The organism is Paraburkholderia sp. BCC1886, assembly GCF_900996245.1.
In the GTDB taxonomy this organism is placed as follows: Bacteria; Pseudomonadota; Gammaproteobacteria; order Burkholderiales; family Burkholderiaceae; genus Paraburkholderia.
Genome location: NZ_CAAJGK010000043.1, coordinates 33630 through 50823, shown reverse-complemented (window position 1 = coordinate 50823; position 17194 = coordinate 33630). Strand labels below are relative to the sequence as shown.

General features: G+C 64.1%; 13 protein-coding genes and 1 pseudogene. 12 read left to right on the top strand and 2 right to left on the bottom strand.

Features of this window, described 5'->3' with window-relative positions; translation table 11 throughout:
- Window positions 1-24: 24 nt before the first annotated feature.
- On the bottom strand, window positions 25-471 hold the full coding sequence (locus tag FQ746_RS13345; protein WP_144109860.1) for a hypothetical protein: 447 nt from the start codon (window positions 469-471) through the stop codon (window positions 25-27).
- 336 nt (window positions 472-807) lie between these two features.
- Between FQ746_RS13345 and FQ746_RS13340 the strand changes: the two genes are divergently transcribed.
- From FQ746_RS13340 to FQ746_RS13330, 3 genes are all read left to right on the top strand, one after another.
- Window positions 808-1233 carry a phasin family protein gene (locus FQ746_RS13340; protein WP_144109859.1) on the top strand — a complete coding sequence of 142 codons (426 nt, stop codon included), beginning with the start codon at window positions 808-810 and terminating at the stop codon, window positions 1231-1233.
- 539 nt (window positions 1234-1772) lie between these two features.
- Entirely contained in the window at window positions 1773-2222 is a 450-nt protein-coding gene (locus tag FQ746_RS13335; RefSeq protein WP_144109960.1) for a DUF2844 domain-containing protein, read from the top strand.
- Window positions 2223-2241: 19 nt separating this feature from the next.
- Entirely contained in the window at window positions 2242-3525 is a 1284-nt protein-coding gene (locus FQ746_RS13330) for a DUF3443 domain-containing protein (protein WP_144109858.1), read from the top strand.
- Between the two features lie 423 nt (window positions 3526-3948).
- Here the strand turns inward: FQ746_RS13330 and FQ746_RS13325 are convergent.
- Window positions 3949-5013: pseudogene (locus FQ746_RS13325) on the bottom strand (putative zinc-binding metallopeptidase); the annotation flags it as partial.
- Between the two features lie 459 nt (window positions 5014-5472).
- Here FQ746_RS13325 and FQ746_RS13320 point away from each other — a divergent pair.
- From FQ746_RS13320 to FQ746_RS13280, 9 genes are all read left to right on the top strand, one after another.
- The gene (locus tag FQ746_RS13320; RefSeq protein ID WP_144109857.1) at window positions 5473-8976 is read left to right on the top strand and encodes a DUF2126 domain-containing protein; all 3504 of its coding nucleotides are present in this window, start codon (window positions 5473-5475) and stop codon (window positions 8974-8976) included.
- 29 nt (window positions 8977-9005) lie between these two features.
- Window positions 9006-11627, top strand: coding sequence for a circularly permuted type 2 ATP-grasp protein (locus tag FQ746_RS13315; protein ID WP_144109856.1), 2622 nt, complete (start codon window positions 9006-9008; stop codon window positions 11625-11627).
- A complete protein-coding gene (locus FQ746_RS13310; RefSeq protein WP_144109855.1) occupies window positions 11624-12514 on the top strand; it encodes a transglutaminase domain-containing protein in 891 nt (296 codons plus the stop codon). The genes FQ746_RS13315 and FQ746_RS13310 overlap by 4 nt, the downstream gene beginning before the upstream one ends.
- A 120-nt stretch (window positions 12515-12634) precedes the next feature.
- Complete coding sequence (locus FQ746_RS13305) at window positions 12635-13384, top strand: IclR family transcriptional regulator (protein WP_144109854.1); 750 nt, start codon at window positions 12635-12637, stop codon at window positions 13382-13384.
- 93 nt (window positions 13385-13477) lie between these two features.
- On the top strand, window positions 13478-14233 hold the full coding sequence (locus FQ746_RS13300; RefSeq protein WP_144109853.1) for a transporter substrate-binding domain-containing protein: 756 nt from the start codon (window positions 13478-13480) through the stop codon (window positions 14231-14233).
- Between the two features lie 17 nt (window positions 14234-14250).
- Entirely contained in the window at window positions 14251-14919 is a 669-nt protein-coding gene (locus FQ746_RS13295; protein ID WP_144109852.1) for an amino acid ABC transporter permease, read from the top strand.
- Window positions 14916-15677 (top strand): amino acid ABC transporter ATP-binding protein, encoded by a 762-nt coding sequence (locus FQ746_RS13290; RefSeq protein WP_144109851.1) that lies wholly within the window; start codon window positions 14916-14918, stop codon window positions 15675-15677. The genes FQ746_RS13295 and FQ746_RS13290 overlap by 4 nt, the downstream gene beginning before the upstream one ends.
- Complete coding sequence (gene hutG, locus FQ746_RS13285; protein ID WP_144109850.1) at window positions 15674-16648, top strand: formimidoylglutamase; 975 nt, start codon at window positions 15674-15676, stop codon at window positions 16646-16648. The genes FQ746_RS13290 and hutG overlap by 4 nt, the downstream gene beginning before the upstream one ends.
- Before the next feature lie 115 nt (window positions 16649-16763).
- Window positions 16764-17186 (top strand): MarR family winged helix-turn-helix transcriptional regulator, encoded by a 423-nt coding sequence (locus FQ746_RS13280; RefSeq protein WP_144109849.1) that lies wholly within the window; start codon window positions 16764-16766, stop codon window positions 17184-17186.
- Window positions 17187-17194: the final 8 nt, after the last annotated feature.

The window sequence follows — 17194 nt, the reverse complement described above, 5'->3', positions numbered from 1 at the left end:
CGGGCGGTGCGTGCAATTAGCGGCTTATTGCGCGGGCGGCGGCGGCATGCCGTGCGGCGGCTTGCTCGCAGCGACGAGGTCTTCGGCGAGACTCGTGCGCAGTGTCGCGATGGCCGCATCGGGATTAGCCGGCTTCAACTGCTCGCGAGCGAGCGAGTCGTACACGAAGTGGCGCAGCATCGGGTCCTGAGTCTTGTTGAGCACGTCGTGATACACGGCGATGATGTCGCTCTCGTGACCCGTCATCGCATAGAGACGGCGCAATTGTTCGAGGTCGTTGATCACCGCGAAACCGGGACCCATGGGACCATGTTCGTGCGGTCCTTCGCCGTGTTCGCCGTGGCCGCCATGCTGCGGTTCGCCGTGCATCGATGCACCGCCCGGTGCCTGCGGTGCTTCCTGCGCGAAGGCGGCCGTTGCGACCATCGTCAATACGGCGGCCAGCGCCGCGCCAAAAATACTTTTCTTCATCGTGTTGCTCCCGTCGAACTGCGCCGGCGCAACGGTGCGCCGGAACGTCAGCCACGATAAACGAGCCGGCGGATCGATGGGTTACGGGGGCTTGCGCTTACCTTACCGAACCTTGCGGACAGTCTCGCGGATGTCAGGGTGTGCCCGGTGGCGCAATGCTGCCGGATAGCGCATGATGAGCCCACTGTGCCGTCCGACCCCAGAAGCACCTGCTGTTTCCACCGTCGAACGACACACGCGATGCCAATGGCGGATGCGTCGTCAGCACCCTGCGGGATGCAGCGACGACGCAGCACCGCCGGCGCGTAATCATTCAACCGTTAAGGAGGATTTCGCATGAACCGACCTGACGCCGCCAATCCGTTTGGCGATTTCACCAAAATGCTCGAGCAGTTCAAGCTCCCCGGTTTCGACGTACCCGCCATCATGGAAGCGCGCCGCAAGGACGTGGAAGCGCTGGTTCAGGCGAATCAGACTGCGTTTCAGGGCATGCAGACGCTCGCGCAGAAACAGGCTGACATGTTGCGCACGACGTTAAGCGAATTGCAGTCGCTCACGGGTCAGTTGACCGCGGGTGGCGCTGCGCCTTCCCCGAAGACTGCCGAGCTGATCCAGCAGAGTCTGCACAAGTCGCTCGCCGATATGCAGCAACTTGCGCAAGCGGCGTATCAGACCCAAGCCGAGTCGTATGCGGTGATCGCGAAACGCGTAGAAGAAAATGTGCACGAGCTTAAATCGCTCCTGCAGCAACAGAAGAAATAAGGGGACCTGTACCTCGCATTCTGCGATTTAAAGGTTCGCAAAAAGAGATGCCGTGAACGACGCCGAGTCGCTCGCGGCATTTTTTTCGATGTTGACCTGAGCGCTTTGTCAGCACCTCGAACGCCGGTTTGCCACTCATTATTAAGCGCACGCTTACATTGAGTGAAACAAGACCGTTGCCATCGATATTTTTCTCGAGCAGAACGGCCGCTTGACCTGCCCGTTCGCTTCAAACGACTCCGGTCGCAAAAACATCCTGCGAAGCGCCGTCCCTCGGCGATCCGCTTCGGAAACCTCGAACGACATCGAACGACCTTGCGTGCCCTTACGGTTTAAATCGGCTCGCAAACGATTGCCGTCCGTTCGATCGATCCCTAAAGTTTCCCGCCGCCACTCCGTAGACGCATTCACGCAACCCAAGCGACGTGAATGCCGCACCGGCCCCGCCGCTCGAGACTGCGCCCCTGAATTCCCGTTCGTGGTCGCATCACTGTCATTGGCCACGAGCGTTTCACTTCGAAGGAAATCTCTTGAAACCGATGCTCTCTACCCGCATTGCTCGCGCAATGCTCGTGGCTGCTTGCGCGCTGCCGTTTGCCGCGCACGCCACTCTCGGCCAGAACGTCAGCTCCGTCGACAGTGATCAGACACGCCTTCACGCCGTGGCACGCGCCGCGACTACACAAAGCGCGTACTCGGTGAATCTGCTGACGCTACCCTCCGGCACCGTGGTGCGCGAGTACGTCGCGCCCAGCGGCATCGTGTTCGGCGTGGCATGGGAAGGACCGACCTTGCCCGATCTGAAGTCGATGCTCGGCTCCTCGTTCGATACCTACGTGAGCGCAACGACGACGCGTCGCGGTACGCCGCTCGCGGTCTCCAGCAGCGACCTGGTCGTGTATTCCAGCGGCCATCTGCGCGCCTTCGCCGGTCATGCCTATCTGCCGCAAGCGGTGCCTACGGGCGTCGATGTCGGCGTCATCCAGTAATCTTTCGACGGAGCCGGTCATGCGTCATCAGTCTTCGTTTTTTTCCACGCTCGGCACCGTGTTGAGCGCTGCGTTGCTCGCCGTGGTGGTCACCGCTTGCGGCGGTGGCGGCGGTGGTTCCAGCGGCTCGAGCAGCAGCGCGGGTACGGCGACCAGCGGCACGGCCGCGCCCACGGTGACGAATACCTCGCCGTCGCCACAGGTGGTAGCGTCCAACGCCGTGCGCGTCACCGTCGATGCGGGCGTCAGCAACGTGCCCAATATGCCGTTCGTCAGCATCACGATCTGCGCACCGGGCACGACCAACTGCCAGACCATCGATCACGTGCTGGTAGATACGGGTTCGTGGGGCGTGCGCATCTTTGCTTCGCAATTGCCCGCTTCGATGACGCTGCCGCAACAGCAGGATGCGTCGGGCAATCTGGTCGCCGAGTGCATGCAGTTCTTCGACGGCTACACGTGGGGCTCGGTGAAACTCGCCGATCTGCAGATTGCCGGCGAGAAAGCCGCATCGCTGCCAATTCAGGTGATCGACCCGAACTATGCGTCGGCGCCGTCGAGTTGCACGAACCTGGGCGCGGCGCGTAACACGCCTTCTTCTTTGCAGGCCAATGGCATTCTCGGCATCGGTGTGTTCAAGCACGATTGCGGCGCGAACTGCGTAACTCAGGCTATTCCGGGCACCTATTACGGTTGCACCGGCTCGACCTGCACGTCGATCCCGCTCGCCGAGACCTACCAGGTCGCTAATCCGATTCCGTATTTCAGCACCGACAACAACGGTTCGATTCTCAGCTTGCCGACGGTGTCGGGCGGCGCGCAGTCGGTGACGGGGCAACTGGTGTTCGGCATCGGCACGCAGACCAACAATTCGTTGGGTAGCGCGCAGGTGATCGGCGTGAGTCCGTCGAACGGCACCTTCACCACGGTGCAGAACGGTACGACGTACGGCAGCAGTATTCTCGATAGCGGCTCGACGGGACTGTTCTTCCAGACCAGCGCGTTGACGGCCTGCACGGGAGCGAACGACGCGTATTATTGCCCGGCTTCGACGCAGCAACTGAGCGCGACGATCGAAGGCGTGAACGGCGTGACGAGCGCGGTGGATTTCAGCGTCGGCAACGCGACGACGATCTCGCAGACCTATGCCGGCGATCTGGCGTTGCCGCTGCTGGCAGGGCCTGCGTACGTGACCTCGAAAATCTTCGATTGGGGTTTGCCGTTCTTCTACGGCCGTAATGTGTATGCGGCAGTGGAGCAGCAGACCACGCCGGGCGGCACGGGGCCTTACGTCGCGTATTGAGTTTCTTTGGTTGTGCAAGCGTGATGGCTAAAAAGCCCGCGACCGGGAGAACCGGTCGCGGGCTTTTTCATGCGGACCATCGTGGATAGACCGTTACTGCGGCGCGATGGGTGCAGGTGCAGGTGCAGGCGTAGGTGCAGGAACGGGTGCCGGGTTGGCGACGGGGACATCGTTCACCGGTGCGCCTTCGACGGGCGGTGCGGTGTTCTCGACCGGCGCGGGCGCGGGCATAGGTGCAGGCGCTTGCGGCGGCGCTTCGTTCGCGACCGGCGGCACAGCATCTGCGACAACCGGCGCATCCGCAACCGGGGCTGATTCTGCAGCCGCCACCGGAGCCGTTTCAGGAGTCGGAGCCGGTGTCGGAGCCGGTGTCGGTGCCGGAGCCGCTTCCCCTCCAGCAGGCGCCGCCGCTTCCCTTGGCTGCGACGTATCGCCCGCTGCCGCGATCACGCGATGCACGAAGCGCAGCTTGTCCACCACCGGCGTGGCCAGCGTGAACGGATACGCGTCGGCCATCCCGAGACTGCGGTTCAGGCTGTTGAGCACATACGTGAGCGGAAACCAGCGCTTCATCAGGTTATCGAAGCTCGCGTCTTCCACGGGCGTGCGGTCGTTGAGCGTCGGCTCGCTCGGATCTTCCGGCAGCAGCGCCAACCCATACGAGGTCGACGTATCCAGCACGTCGACGATGAGCATGTAGTGCGCCCATGTCTCCGCCCAGTCTTCCCACGGATGCATCGTGGCATACGCGCTGATATACGAGGTCTGCCAGTCGGCCGGCGCGCCATCGCGATAATGAGTGGCGAGCGCTTCGCCGTAGTCGACGGTTTCGTCGCCGAACAGCTTGCGGTACGGTTCGATCCAGCGCGGGTTGTCCTCGACCAGCTGGCTGAAGTAGTAATGCCCGGTCTCGTGCCGGAAGTGGCCGAGCAGCGTTCGGTACGGCTCGCCCATCGCGGTGCGCACTTTCTCGCGATAAGCGTCGTCGGCCTCGGCGATGTTCAGCGTGATCAGCCCGTTGTCGTGGCCGGTCAAAACCTTGGCGCCGTCGCCGCCGTCCTCGAGGAACTCGAAAGCCAGACCATGCTCGGGATCCTGCTGACGCGACTTCACGTCCAGTCCGAGTTCGGCCAGCGTGTACAACAGCCGCCGCTTCGCCATTTCCAGCCGGTACCAGTAGACCCGGTTGTCCGGCGCGCTGAGGTTCGGAATGGTCAACGTCAACTGACAGGCGCGGCAAAGCTGGTCGGGCGACTCGGCGGGAATCATCCAGTTGCAGACGTTTTCGACTGCGTAGTTGTGGCACTGGCGGAACAGCGCGCCGTCCGACTTCGGATGGAGACTGCGCCACTGGCCGTCGCCGGCGTCTTCGAAAGCGCTGATCTCGCTGAGTTCGGGCACGTAGCCAAGCAATGACTCGCAACGTTCACAGCGAACGTTTTCGTAAAACACGAGGTGCGAGCAGCAATTGCAGTGAAAGGTTTTCATCGGTCGAGCCTGAAGAGTAGATGGCGATCGTGGAGCAGGGTGCGGCGCCTTGATGGTGCATGCCGCGCGGCGGGGCGCGCCGGCTGGTTCGGGCGTCGGTGTCGGGCCGCGAAATCCGTTGCTGCCGGATGTGGAGCGCACGTACACGGCACCCGCTGATCCCCGCAAGAACGAGGTTGCCTCGCAAGCGTCGTGCCGCATTGATCAGACGTCACTGCTTTAACGCAGAATTCGTGCATGATCGTGCATGCGCGTTGCGCCGCTTTGGTGCGCGCGCCTGAAAACGGCGGTGCAAATCCGCGCGATCGGTTCTAGCCGGCGACCGTGCGATGCGTCAAACTTCGCAACCGGTGGAAATCAGCGGAGTACGGGCCGTTCTAGCGGTTTTTCGTGTTTGTTCCAACAACGGCATGAAGCTTGCTTTTTGGCGGGTTGCCAACCTTTGTCCAGGAGTCACGTGTGTCCATACGCGTCGCGTTGAATCATGTCACACATTACCGCTACGACAGGCTGGTATCGCTGTCGCCCCAGGTCGTGCGTCTCAGGCCTGCGCCGCATTGCCGGACTCCCATTCTGTCTTATTCGATGCGGGTCGAGCCCGCGGACCATTTCATCAACTGGCAGCAGGACGCGTTCGCCAACTATCAGGCGCGGCTCGTGTTCCCGCATCAGACGCGCGAATTCAAGGTGACCGTCGATCTGGTCGCTGAGATGGCGGTCTATAACCCGTTCGACTTCTTCCTCGAGCCGTCGGCCGAAAAATTTCCATTCGACTACGAACCCGGTCTTGCCGAGGAACTGGCGCCGTACCGCATCAAGCGGGCGATGACGCCGCGCTTCGCCGAGTTCGTCGCGAGTATCGACCGCACGCCGGTGGCCACCGCCGACTTTCTGGTCGCACTGAATCAGCGGCTGCAACGCGATATCCGCTACCTGATCCGGATGGAGCCGGGCGTGCAGACGCCTGAAGAAACGCTCGTGAACGCGTCGGGCTCGTGCCGCGACTCCGGCTGGCTGCTGGTCGAAACACTGCGGCAACTCGGGCTGGCGGCGCGCTTCGTGTCCGGATACCTGCTGCAACTCGCGCCCGATGTCAAATCCATCGACGGCCCGAGCGGCACCGAAGTCGACTTCACCGATCTGCATGCCTGGTGCGAGGTGTATCTGCCCGGCGCGGGCTGGATCGGGCTCGACCCGACCTCCGGCCTGCTCGCCGGCGAAGGGCATATTCCGGTGGCCTGCACGCCCGAACCGGGCAGTGCGGCGCCGATCTCGGGCGCGGTGGACGAATCCGAAGTCGAGTTCGAGCACATCATGACGATCGAGCGCGTGCTCGAGACGCCGCGCGTGACCCGACCGTACACCGAAGCGGTCTGGCAGGACGTGCTGAAAATGGGCGAGCAGGTGGACCGCCAGCTCAACGACATGGACGTGCGCCTGACGATGGGCGGCGAGCCGACCTTCGTGGCGGTGCGCGACCGCGACGCCGCCGAGTGGAACACCGACGCGCTCGGCCCGACCAAGCGCGGCTACGCAGTCGCGCTGATGGAGAAGCTGCGCACGGAGTACGGCGCGAACGGCTTCCTGCACATCGGCCAGGGCAAGTGGTATCCGGGCGAGCAACTGCCGCGCTGGGCCATGTCGCTGTACTGGCGCGCCGACGGCGAGCCGTGCTGGCACGACCCGTCGCTGTTCGGCGACGAACGCGCGCCGGGCAAGTACACGGCGGCGGACGCACAACGCTTCCTGGCTACGCTGGCAAGCAAGTTGTCGCTCGATGAGGACAACATCCTGCCGGGTTTCGAAGACGTCTGGTACTACCTGTGGCGCGAGCGCCGTTTGCCGGTCAACGTCGATCCGCTCGACGCGCGTCTGGACGACGAACTGGAACGCGTGCGCCTGCGCCGCGTGTTCGACTCGGGCCTGAACGGTCCGACCGGTTATGTGCTGCCGCTCGGCCGCGAGCGCGACGTGCCGCACGAAGCGCCGAAGTGGGTCAGCGGCCGCTGGTTCCTGCGCGACGAGCGCATGTTCCTGATTCCGGGCGATTCGCCGATGGGCTACCGTCTGCCGCTGGACTCGCTGCCGTGGGTGTCGAAGACCGATTATCCGTATCAGCACGCGCACGATCCGTTTGCGCCGCCGGTGCCGTTGCGCGCCGCCGCACAGTTGCGCATGCAGTACGACGGCACGAACCGCAGCCTGACGAACGCGGATGCGCGGCATGCGGCGGCGTGGTCGTCGTCCGCGGCGGATTTACTGAGCGGCATGGCGGGCAGCGGGGCGTTGTCGTCCCTCGCGCCGGGCGCCAGAAGCGCCACCGGCGCAGGTGACGGCAGTGACGCGAAGGCGCCCGCGCGCGGCGTCTCGTCGAAGGAAACCATCCGCACCGCGATCTGCGTGGAAGCGCGCGATCCGAAGCGGGCCGCCGGTCCGAAGGCCGAGACCGACGCGTTCGGCAGCGGCCATACGCTGCTGCATGTGTTCATGCCGCCGCTCACCGAGCTGGACGACTATCTCGACCTGCTCGCCGCCGTCGAAGCGAGCGCCGCCGAACTGCGCATGCAGGTCGTGCTCGAAGGCTATCCGCCGCCGCGCGACGCGCGTCTGAAACTGTTGCAGGTGACGCCGGACCCGGGCGTGATCGAAGTGAACATCCACCCGGCTGCGAGCTGGGAGCAACTGGTCGATCACACCGAGTACCTGTATCAGTCCGCCGCGGAAAGCTATCTGAGCAGCGAGAAGTTCATGACCGACGGCCGCCACACCGGCACCGGCGGCGGCAACCACCTCGTGCTCGGCGGCGCGACGCCGGCCGACAGTCCGTTCCTGCGCCGTCCCGACCTGCTCGCGAGTCTGATCGCGTACTGGCACAACCATCCGTCGCTGTCGTATCTGTTCTCCGGGCTGTTCATCGGACCGACCAGCCAGGCGCCGCGCGTCGATGAGGCGCGCAATGACCAGGTCTACGAACTGGAAGTGGCGTTCCGCGAGTTGCAACGGCAGATCGATCTGCTCGGCGGACGCGAAAGCGCCAACCTGCCGGCATGGATGATCGACCGCTCGCTGCGCAATATCCTGATCGACGTGACGGGCAACACGCACCGCGCCGAGTTCTGTATCGACAAGCTGTATTCGCCGGACGGTCCGACCGGCCGGCTCGGCCTGCTCGAACTGCGCGGCTTCGAAATGCCGCCGCACGCGCGCATGAGTCTCGTGCAGCAACTGCTGTTGCGCGCGCTGGTTGCGCGCTTCTGGCACACGCCGTACACGCAGCGGCTCACGCGCTGGGGCACCGAACTGCACGACCGCTTCCTGCTCGGCAGCTTCGTGAAGATGGATTTCGACGACGTGCTCGGCGAGCTGAATCAGGCCGGCTATGCGTTCGACAGCAGCTGGTTCGCGCCGCACTTCGAGTTCCGCTTCCCGCTGGTGGGCGAGACCACGGTGAACGGCGTCTCGCTGACCATCCGCAACGCGCTCGAACCATGGCACGTGATGGGCGAAGAGGGGTCGCCGGGCGGCACGGTGCGTTACGTGGATTCGTCGGTGGAACGGCTCGAAGTGCACGTGCTCGGTCTGAACGACAACCGCCACGTGCTTACCGTCAACGGCGTGCCGGTGCCGCTGCAACCGACCGGCCGGGTCAGCGAGTTCGTCGCGGGCGTGCGCTTTCGCGCATGGTCGCAGCCGTCGGCGCTGCATCCGACCATCGGCGTGGATGCGCCGCTCACTTTCGACCTGGTCGACACATGGATCGGCCGCTCGGTGGGCGGATGCCAGTATCATGTCGCACATCCGGGCGGACGCAACTACGAGACCTTCCCGGTGAACGCCTACGAGGCGGAAAGCCGGCGGCGTGCGCGTTTCTTCGCGTCGGGCCATACGCCGGGTCCGCTCGAGGTCGACATGCCGCAGCGCAGTCTGGAGTTTCCGTTCACTCTGGACCTGCGTTACTGGTGACATCCACACCCTCTTAGATCGACACGACTTTGGCCTTTCAATCGACTTTTCCCTTCGAAACGTCCGCGACGCGCGCGGACGCTTCGTCCCTGTTGCGGCTGTTGCCGGGTTACGAGGGACACTGGGACGAGTTACGCGACGCGACGGGCGCGTTGCGCGAACCGTGGCGGCAGTTCTTCGAGCGGCTCGGCGAAGACGGCATCGCGCGGCTGGAAGATCATCGCGCGTCGGTCGCGCAGCAGATCCGCGACAACGACATCAGCTACAACGTCTACGCGGATAACGGCGAGCCGCGGCCGTGGGCGCTCGACCTGCTGCCGTTTCTGATCAGCGAGGCGGAGTGGGCGCATATCGAGCAGGGCGTGACGCAGCGCGCGCATCTGCTCAATGCGATCGTCGCCGATATTTACGGCCCGCAAACCCTGCTGGCGCGCGGCCAGTTGCCGCCCGCGCTGGTGTTCGGGCATCCGGGCTATCTGCGCTCGGTAAAGGGCTACGAGCCGCCGGGCGGCCAGTTCCTGCAAGTGGTCGCGGTGGATCTGGCGCGGGCGCCGAACGGCGACTGGACCGTCATGGCGCATCGTACCGAGGCGCCGTCCGGGCTCGGTTATGCGCTGGAGAACCGGTTGATCGTCTCCACGCTGTTCGCCGATCCGTTCCGCGCGCTGCGCGTAAGCCGGCTCGCGCCGACCTATTCGCAACTCATCGCCACGCTCGTGCAGGCCGCGCAGGCGACGATGCACGATCAGACAAAGACGGACGCATCGCCACATATCGCGCTGCTCACGCCGGGCCCGTTCAGCGAAACCTATTTCGAGCACGTGTTTCTCGCGCGCTATCTGGGCGTGACGCTGGTCGAGGGCAAGGACCTGACCGTGCGCGACGACAAGCTGTATCTGAAAACACTCGACGGACTGGAGCGCGTGCATGTCGTGCTAAAACGACTGGACGACGCGTTCTCCGATCCGGTCGAATTGCGCGCCGATTCGAGCATCGGCGTGCCGGGCCTGTTGCAGGTCATGCGTGCGGGCAACGTGATCGTGTCGAACGTGCCGGGCGCCGGCTTCGCGGAATCGCCGGCCTTGCACGGGTTTCTGCCGGGCATCGCCGAAACCTTGCTGGAAGAAGACCTGATTCTGCCGAGTGTGCCGACCTGGTGGTGCGGCGAGAAGGCCGCGCGCGAGCATGCGTTCGCGCGGCTCGACGAAGCCTTCATCGTGCCGACCTGGCCGATGGGCGCGCGCGATGCGCCGCCTGGCATCGAGCAGGGGCGACAGCGCCTGTCGTCGTGGCGCGAGCGTATCGAAGCGATGCCCGACGCCTACACGATCCAGCAGCCGCAGCGTTTTTCCTGCACGCCGCGCTACGAGGAAGGCACGGTCGGGCGGCGTCCGTCGGTGCTGCGGGTGTATGCCATCGCGGACTTCAACGGCGGCTGGCATGTGATGCCGGGCGGCTTCACGCGGCTCGCCGCCGAACGGCAGACCACGGTGTCGATGCAATTCGGCGGCAGCAGTGTCGATACGTGGGTGTTGTCGAGCCAGCCCACCTCGACCTTCACGCTGCTGCCTTCGCCGATGCAACCCGCCGACCTCGCGCGCAAGCATCGCACGGTCGCGAGCCGCGCAGCGGAGAACCTGTTCTGGGCCGGCCGCTACGGCGAGCGCGCCGAGAACAACGTGCGGCTGTTGCGGCTGATTCTCGGCTCGCTCGAAGGCAACGACGCGGACGCGATGTTCCCGACGCTGGTCGAACTCGCGACGCAATGCGGCCTCGTGCAATCGGGCGACCTGTATTCGCCGCTTTCGCCGCAAGCGTTCGAACGCGCGCTGGTCGCGAATCTGAGCGAAGGCGGCGGGTCGTCGAGCATCGGTCAGAACCTGCAGTGCCAGGCGCGCTCGAACGGCGAAGTGCGCGGCCGCTTGTCGAACGATCACTGGCGCACGATTCTCGCGTCGCGCAACGATTTTCGCGACGCGTTGCAGACGCTGATGCCGGCGGCGACCGGTAATGGCAACGCTGAAAAGACCAATGGCCGAAGTGAACGCAGCGACCGCTACGACCGCGTCACGCTGATGAACGCGCTCGAACGGCTGTCGGTGCAACTGTCGGCGATCAGCGGCGCGCAAGGCGACCGCATGACGCGCGACGAAGCGTGGCGCCTGCTGTTCGTCGGCCGCCATATCGAGCGGGTCTCCACGATGACGTCGTTCGTGCGGGTGGTCGCCGACAATGGACAACTCGCGACGCCCGCGGGCTTCGACCTGCTGCTGCAGTTATTCGACAGCACGCTGACCTATCGCTCGATGTACCCCGGGCGCTTCGAGGTGCCGGCGTTGCTCGATCTGCTGGTTATCGAGCCGGACAATCCACGCGGCGTCTACGGTGTCTACGACCGCTTGCGCAAGAAGCTCGACGAAATCGCGGTGTCGGCCGGCAACGCGCGGCATCGCAAGTTCGCGGAGTTGATGGCTCCCGCTGCGTCGCTGGCCTCGCTCGAAGCGCTTTGCGCGGTCGATGAAGACGGCGCCTACGCTCAACTCATTACCGTCTGCGATCAGGTCGGCGGTTTCGCCAACGCCGCCGCGCATGAAATCAGCGCGCGCTATTTCAGTCACGCGAGCACGGTCGCCTCGCAGGTGTGGTCATGAAAGTCGCGCCGACCGTGTTGTCCGTTTCGCATCGCACCACCTACCGTTACTCCACCTACGTGGAGACCGCGCAGCATCTCGCGACCATCCGGCCGATTGCCTGCTCGTGGCAACGCGTCGTGTCGCATAGCGAGACCATCGAGCCGGAACCGTCGTATCGAACCAGCCGTTTCGATGCGTTCGGCAACGACGTGCTGTACTTCGCGCTCGACGCGCCGCACGAGCGTCTGCAAATGGTCAGCGAAACGACGGTTGCATTGACGCCACGCTGGACCACGCTCGACCCCGACGCGACGCCGGCATGGGAAAGCGTTGCGCGTACGCTGCGCTTTCATGTCGGCGGCGAATTCCGGCCCGAGGTCGAGTTCTGTTTCGCGTCGCCGAACATCGTGCCGCGGCCGACGCTGCGCGCCTACGCGATGCCGAGCTTTCCGCCCGGTACGCCGGTGGCGGCCGGCGCGATCGACCTGATGCACCGCATTCACGAAGACTTCGCGTACAAGCCATCGGCCACCATGTTCGATACGCCCGCCGAACGCGCGTTCGAACTGAAGAGCGGCGTGTGTCAGGATTTCGCGCAGGTGATGATCGGCTGCCTGCGCTCGCTCGGTTTGCCGGCGCGCTACGTGAGCGGCTATCTGCGTAACGATCCGCCGCCGGGGCAACCGAAGCTGATCGGCGCGGATGCTTCGCATGCGTGGGTCTCGGTGTATTGCCCGGGTAGCGGCTGGATCGACCTCGATCCGACCAACGACGTGCTCGCCGATCTCGACCACGTGACGCTCGCCATCGGCCGCGATTACAGCGACGTATCGCTGTTGCGCGGGATGATTCTCGGCGGCGGCGCGCATCGCGTCGAGGTGGGCGTGACGGTACTCGCGCTGTAATTGCGTTGTCGTCATCGCGATAAATTTTTAGCCTGCATTCCCACTGATCGGGAATCCGATTTTTGAAATCCGGGAACGTTCTGGCATTCTTGACCCGTCATGAGTTGCGGGTAATCGATCGTGAATGCGGAACAAGGGGTGACCGGGGCTGAACGCGTATTGCTCGTGCTGGCGGCGCTCGCCAGTCACGGCAAGGCGATGTCGGTCAAGGACCTGCTCGCGGTGACGGGCCTTGCGCAAAGCACGCTCTACCGGCAGATTGCCCTGCTGAAACGCTGGGGCTTCGTCGCCGAAAACGCCGGGTATTACGCACCGGGTCCCATCAGTCTGCAACTCGCGCTCGGCTTCGATCTGAATTCGTTGCTGGTCGAAGCGAGCCGCCACGAGATGCAGCAACTCGCACACGCATCGCAGGAAAGCGTCGGTTTGCTGGTCGCCATCAAGCATCAGGTGATGTGCCTCGACATGGTCGACAGCCCGCAGTCGTTGCGCTGCTCGTTCGAAAAAGGCCGCGCCGTGCCGCTTCGCGCCGGCGCTTCCGCCAAATCCCTATTGGCCTTCATGGCCGCCCGCTCACGCGACGAAGCGCTCGACGGTTTGTTCGGCGACGACCCCGCCGGCCGCGCCGCCATCGAAACCGAACTCGAACAGATTCGCCAGCAAGGCTATGCGGTGAGCGACAGCGAAGTCGATCCGGGCGTGTGGGGCGTGAGCGTGCCGATCTTTCATCGCACCGGACGCGCGGCCGGCAGCAATGCCTCCATCACGCTAATGGCGCCTTCCACGCGGGCACGCGGCCGCGAAAACCAGTTCGTCGACGCGACACTGCGCGCTGCGCGCGCGATTTCCGGACACATGCAAAGCGACTGATTTTCAACGGAGACGAACGGCGCGCCCGCGTCGCTATCGATCTGGATTCCGAAACTCACCCACACATTGAACGCACTTAAAGGAGCCCTCCTCATGAAGCTGAAAAAACTGCTGTCTCTCGCCTGTATCGCTTTTGCCGCGAGCTTTGCCGGCTTCTCCGGTGCCGCGTCCGCACAAACGTCCGACGTGCTGAACGTCGCGACCGACGCCACCTTCCCGCCGATGGAATTCACCGAAAACGGCGCACGTACCGGCTTCGACGTCGACATGATGAATGCGCTGGCGAAAACCATGGGCAAGCACGTGCAATGGACCGACATCGATTTCAAGGGACTGGTGCCGGGCCTGATCGCGCATCGCTTCGACGCGGCGATCTCCGCGATCTACATCACCGACGAACGCGCGAAGGTGATCGACTTCAGCGATTCGTACTACGCGGGCGGTCTGGTTGCGCTGGTGAAAGCCGATTCGCCGTACAAGTCGATCGCCGACCTGAACGGCAAGAAAGTCTCCGTGCAGGTGGGCACGAAGTCGGTGAATTTCCTGCGTGACAACTACCCGCAGATCAACCGCGTGGAAGTGGAAAAGAACCAGGAAATGTTCGACCTCGTCGGCATCGGCCGCGCCGATGCGGCGGTGACCGGCAAGCCTGCCGCGTATCAGCTGGCGCGTACGCGGGCCGGTTTCCGTGTGCTCGAAAAGCCGCTGACGAGCGAAGGCTACGGTATCGCCGTGCGTAAAGACGAACCGCAACTGAAGACCGACTTCAACAGCGCGCTCGCGAAGATCAAGGCCGACGGCACGTATGCGGCCATCGTGAAGAAGTGGTTCGGGCCAGGCGCGCAATAAACCACTGAGCGAACGACATGGATCTCGACTTCTCGCCGGTGATCGCCGGCTGGCCGGACATCATGCATGGCGCGCTGACGACGGTCGAAGTGACCGCCGCCTCGCTTGCGCTGAGCTGCGTGCTGGGCCTGTTGATCGGCATTGGCCGTCTCACGCCGCGGCGGCGCGTGGTGTACGGTTTGTGCACCGCGTACCTGACGTTTTTCCGCGGCACGCCCTTGCTCGTGCAACTGTTCCTGCTGTTCTTCGGATTGCCGCAATTCGGCATTCTGCTGCCGGCGTTTCTGTGCGGGATGCTCGGTCTGGGACTGTATTCGGCGGCGTATGTGTCGGAGATCGTGCGCGGCGCGATCCAGTCGGTGGATCGCGGGCAGATGGAAGCCGCGCGCTCCATCGGCATGTCGTCGGGCCAGGCGATGCGCGCCATCATTCTGCCGCAGGCAATCGTGCGGATGATCCCGCCGCTCGGCAACGAGTTCATCGCGCTGATCAAGAACTCCGCGCTGGTGTCGCTGCTGACCATCGACGATCTGATGCATGAAGGGCAGAAGATTATCAGCGTGTCCTATCGTTCACTCGAGGTGTATCTGGCCATTGCGCTGGTGTATCTGGTGCTGACGCAGGTGACCAATTACGCGCTGCATCGCGTTGAACGGCGCCTGCGGGCTGGAGGGATGGTGCAATGAAGAGTGAACCGATCGTCAGCATTCGCGGACTGACCAAGTCGTTCGGCTCGCATACGGTGCTCAACGGTATCGACTTCGATATTCGCGCGCAGCAGGTCGTCGTGGTGATCGGACCGAGCGGGTCCGGCAAGAGTACGTTTCTGCGCTGCTGCAATGGGCTCGAACAACCGGAAGGCGGCACCATCGATATTTGCGGACACCGGCTGGTCGATCAGGGTGCGATGCTCAAGGAGCGCTCGCTGAACGCGCTGCGCACCGAAGTCGGCATGGTGTTCCAGTCGTTCAATCTGTTTCCGCATCTGTCGGTGCTGCATAACATCACGGTCGGACCGCGTATGTTGCGTGGCGCGAGCAAGGCCGACGCCGAAACCGCCGCCCTCGCGTTGCTGACGAAAGTCGGCCTCGCGCACAAGGCGCACGACATGCCGGCCAGTCTGTCGGGCGGGCAGAAGCAGCGCGTCGCGATTGCGCGCGCGCTGGCGATGCAGCCGCGCGTGATGCTGTTCGACGAGCCGACTTCGGCGCTCGATCCCGAACTGGTCGGCGAAGTGTTGCAGGTCATGAAACTGCTGGCGAGCGAGGGTATGACGATGGTCGTCGTCACGCATGAAATGGGTTTCGCGAAAGAGGTGGCCGACGTGGTGGTGGTGATGGACGGCGGCGCGATTGTCGAAGCCGGGCCGCCCGAGGCGATTTTTTCGGCGCCTTCGCAACCGCGCACGCGGGCGTTTTTGCAGGCGGTGTTGTCGCGCGCATGAGAGTCCCATTCGACGACGAGGTGTGGGTCGGCCGCTACGACGACGGCGAGCCTGGCGATACGCGACGGGTGTTCAATCAGGTGGTGGCATTCGACGGTCTTTGTCGCACCCCTGCCACGGGCGATGCCGCGGTCATTATCGGCTTCGGTTCGGATGAAGGCGTGCGCCGCAATCAGGGCCGCACGGGCGCCGCGCATGCGCCTAAGGAGATACGGCGTGCGCTCGCCGGGTTGCCCGCGAAGTCGTCGCTGTCCCTGCTCGCGGATGCGGGCGACGTGCTGTGCGACGACGGCGACCTGGAGCGCGCGCAAGCCGAACTGTCCAAGGTGGTGAGCGACGTGCTCGCGTTGGGTTCGAGGCCGCTGGTGTTGGGCGGCGGCCATGAGGTGGCGTGGGGCACGTATTGCGGGTGGCGGCGGTATCGGGACCGTGAAGGTTGTTCGCCTGGCGGCGATGGCCATGCGCGCAAGCTGCTGATCGTCAACTTCGATGCGCACTTCGACTTGCGGCAGAAGCGGCCGGCGAATTCGGGTACGCCGTTCGATCAGATGGCTGCCGATTGCGCGGCGCGCGGCGTGCCGTTCGATTATGTGTGTTTCGGCATTAGCGAGATCGGCAATACGGCGTCGCTGTTCGAGCATGCACGACGACTCGGCGTGCGGCATGTGCTCGATATCGATATGCAGGAGCCGCGATTGCCGCAGCTTCTGTCCGGTCTGCCAGCACTACTCGACGCGGCCGACGATGTTTACCTGAGCATCGACCTCGACGTGCTGCCGGCCGGCACCGCGCCGGGCGTGTCGGCGCCGGCGGCGCTGGGCGTGCCGCTGTCGGTGGTCGAAACGATGGTGCGGTGCGTGCGCGAGTCGGGCAAACTGCGCGCAGCGGATATCGCGGAATACAACCCCTCTCTCGATCAGGACAGGCGCACGGCGAGGGCGGCGGCCCGGCTGGGGTACTGGTTGCTCTGAGGCGCTCTTCGCTGCGCGTCGATACGAAGGCGCGATTCCTGGATTGAGCGAAGAGAGGCGGGACGGCCGCAAAATCGTATTGACTATGTGCGTATGCACATATAGACTGCGCTGCATGACCCGTCCTATCTCTTACGACGAATGCAATTGCTTCGCGCTGCGCCAGGCGGCGCGGCACGTCACGCAAATCTACGAACGCCATCTCGGCGGGGTTGGCCTGACCGCCGCGCAATTCACTATTCTGGCCAAGCTCGCCCGCACTCCCAATCTGCCCATTCTGGATCTGGCCGAGGCCATGGTCATGGAGCGCACCACGCTGGTCCGCGCCATGAAGCCGCTGCAACGCGACGGTCTGGTGACGGCGGAGTCCGCGGAACACGACGGCCGGACTTTTTTGTTCAGCCTGACGGAGCAGGGCGAAGCGGTGTTCGATCAGGCGTCGGTGGCATGGCGTGCCGCACAGGACGAGTTCGAGCAGATGTTCGGTAGAGGGCGCGCCAAATCCTTGCGCGCCGAGTTGTTCAGCATCACCGGTTAGTTCATCGA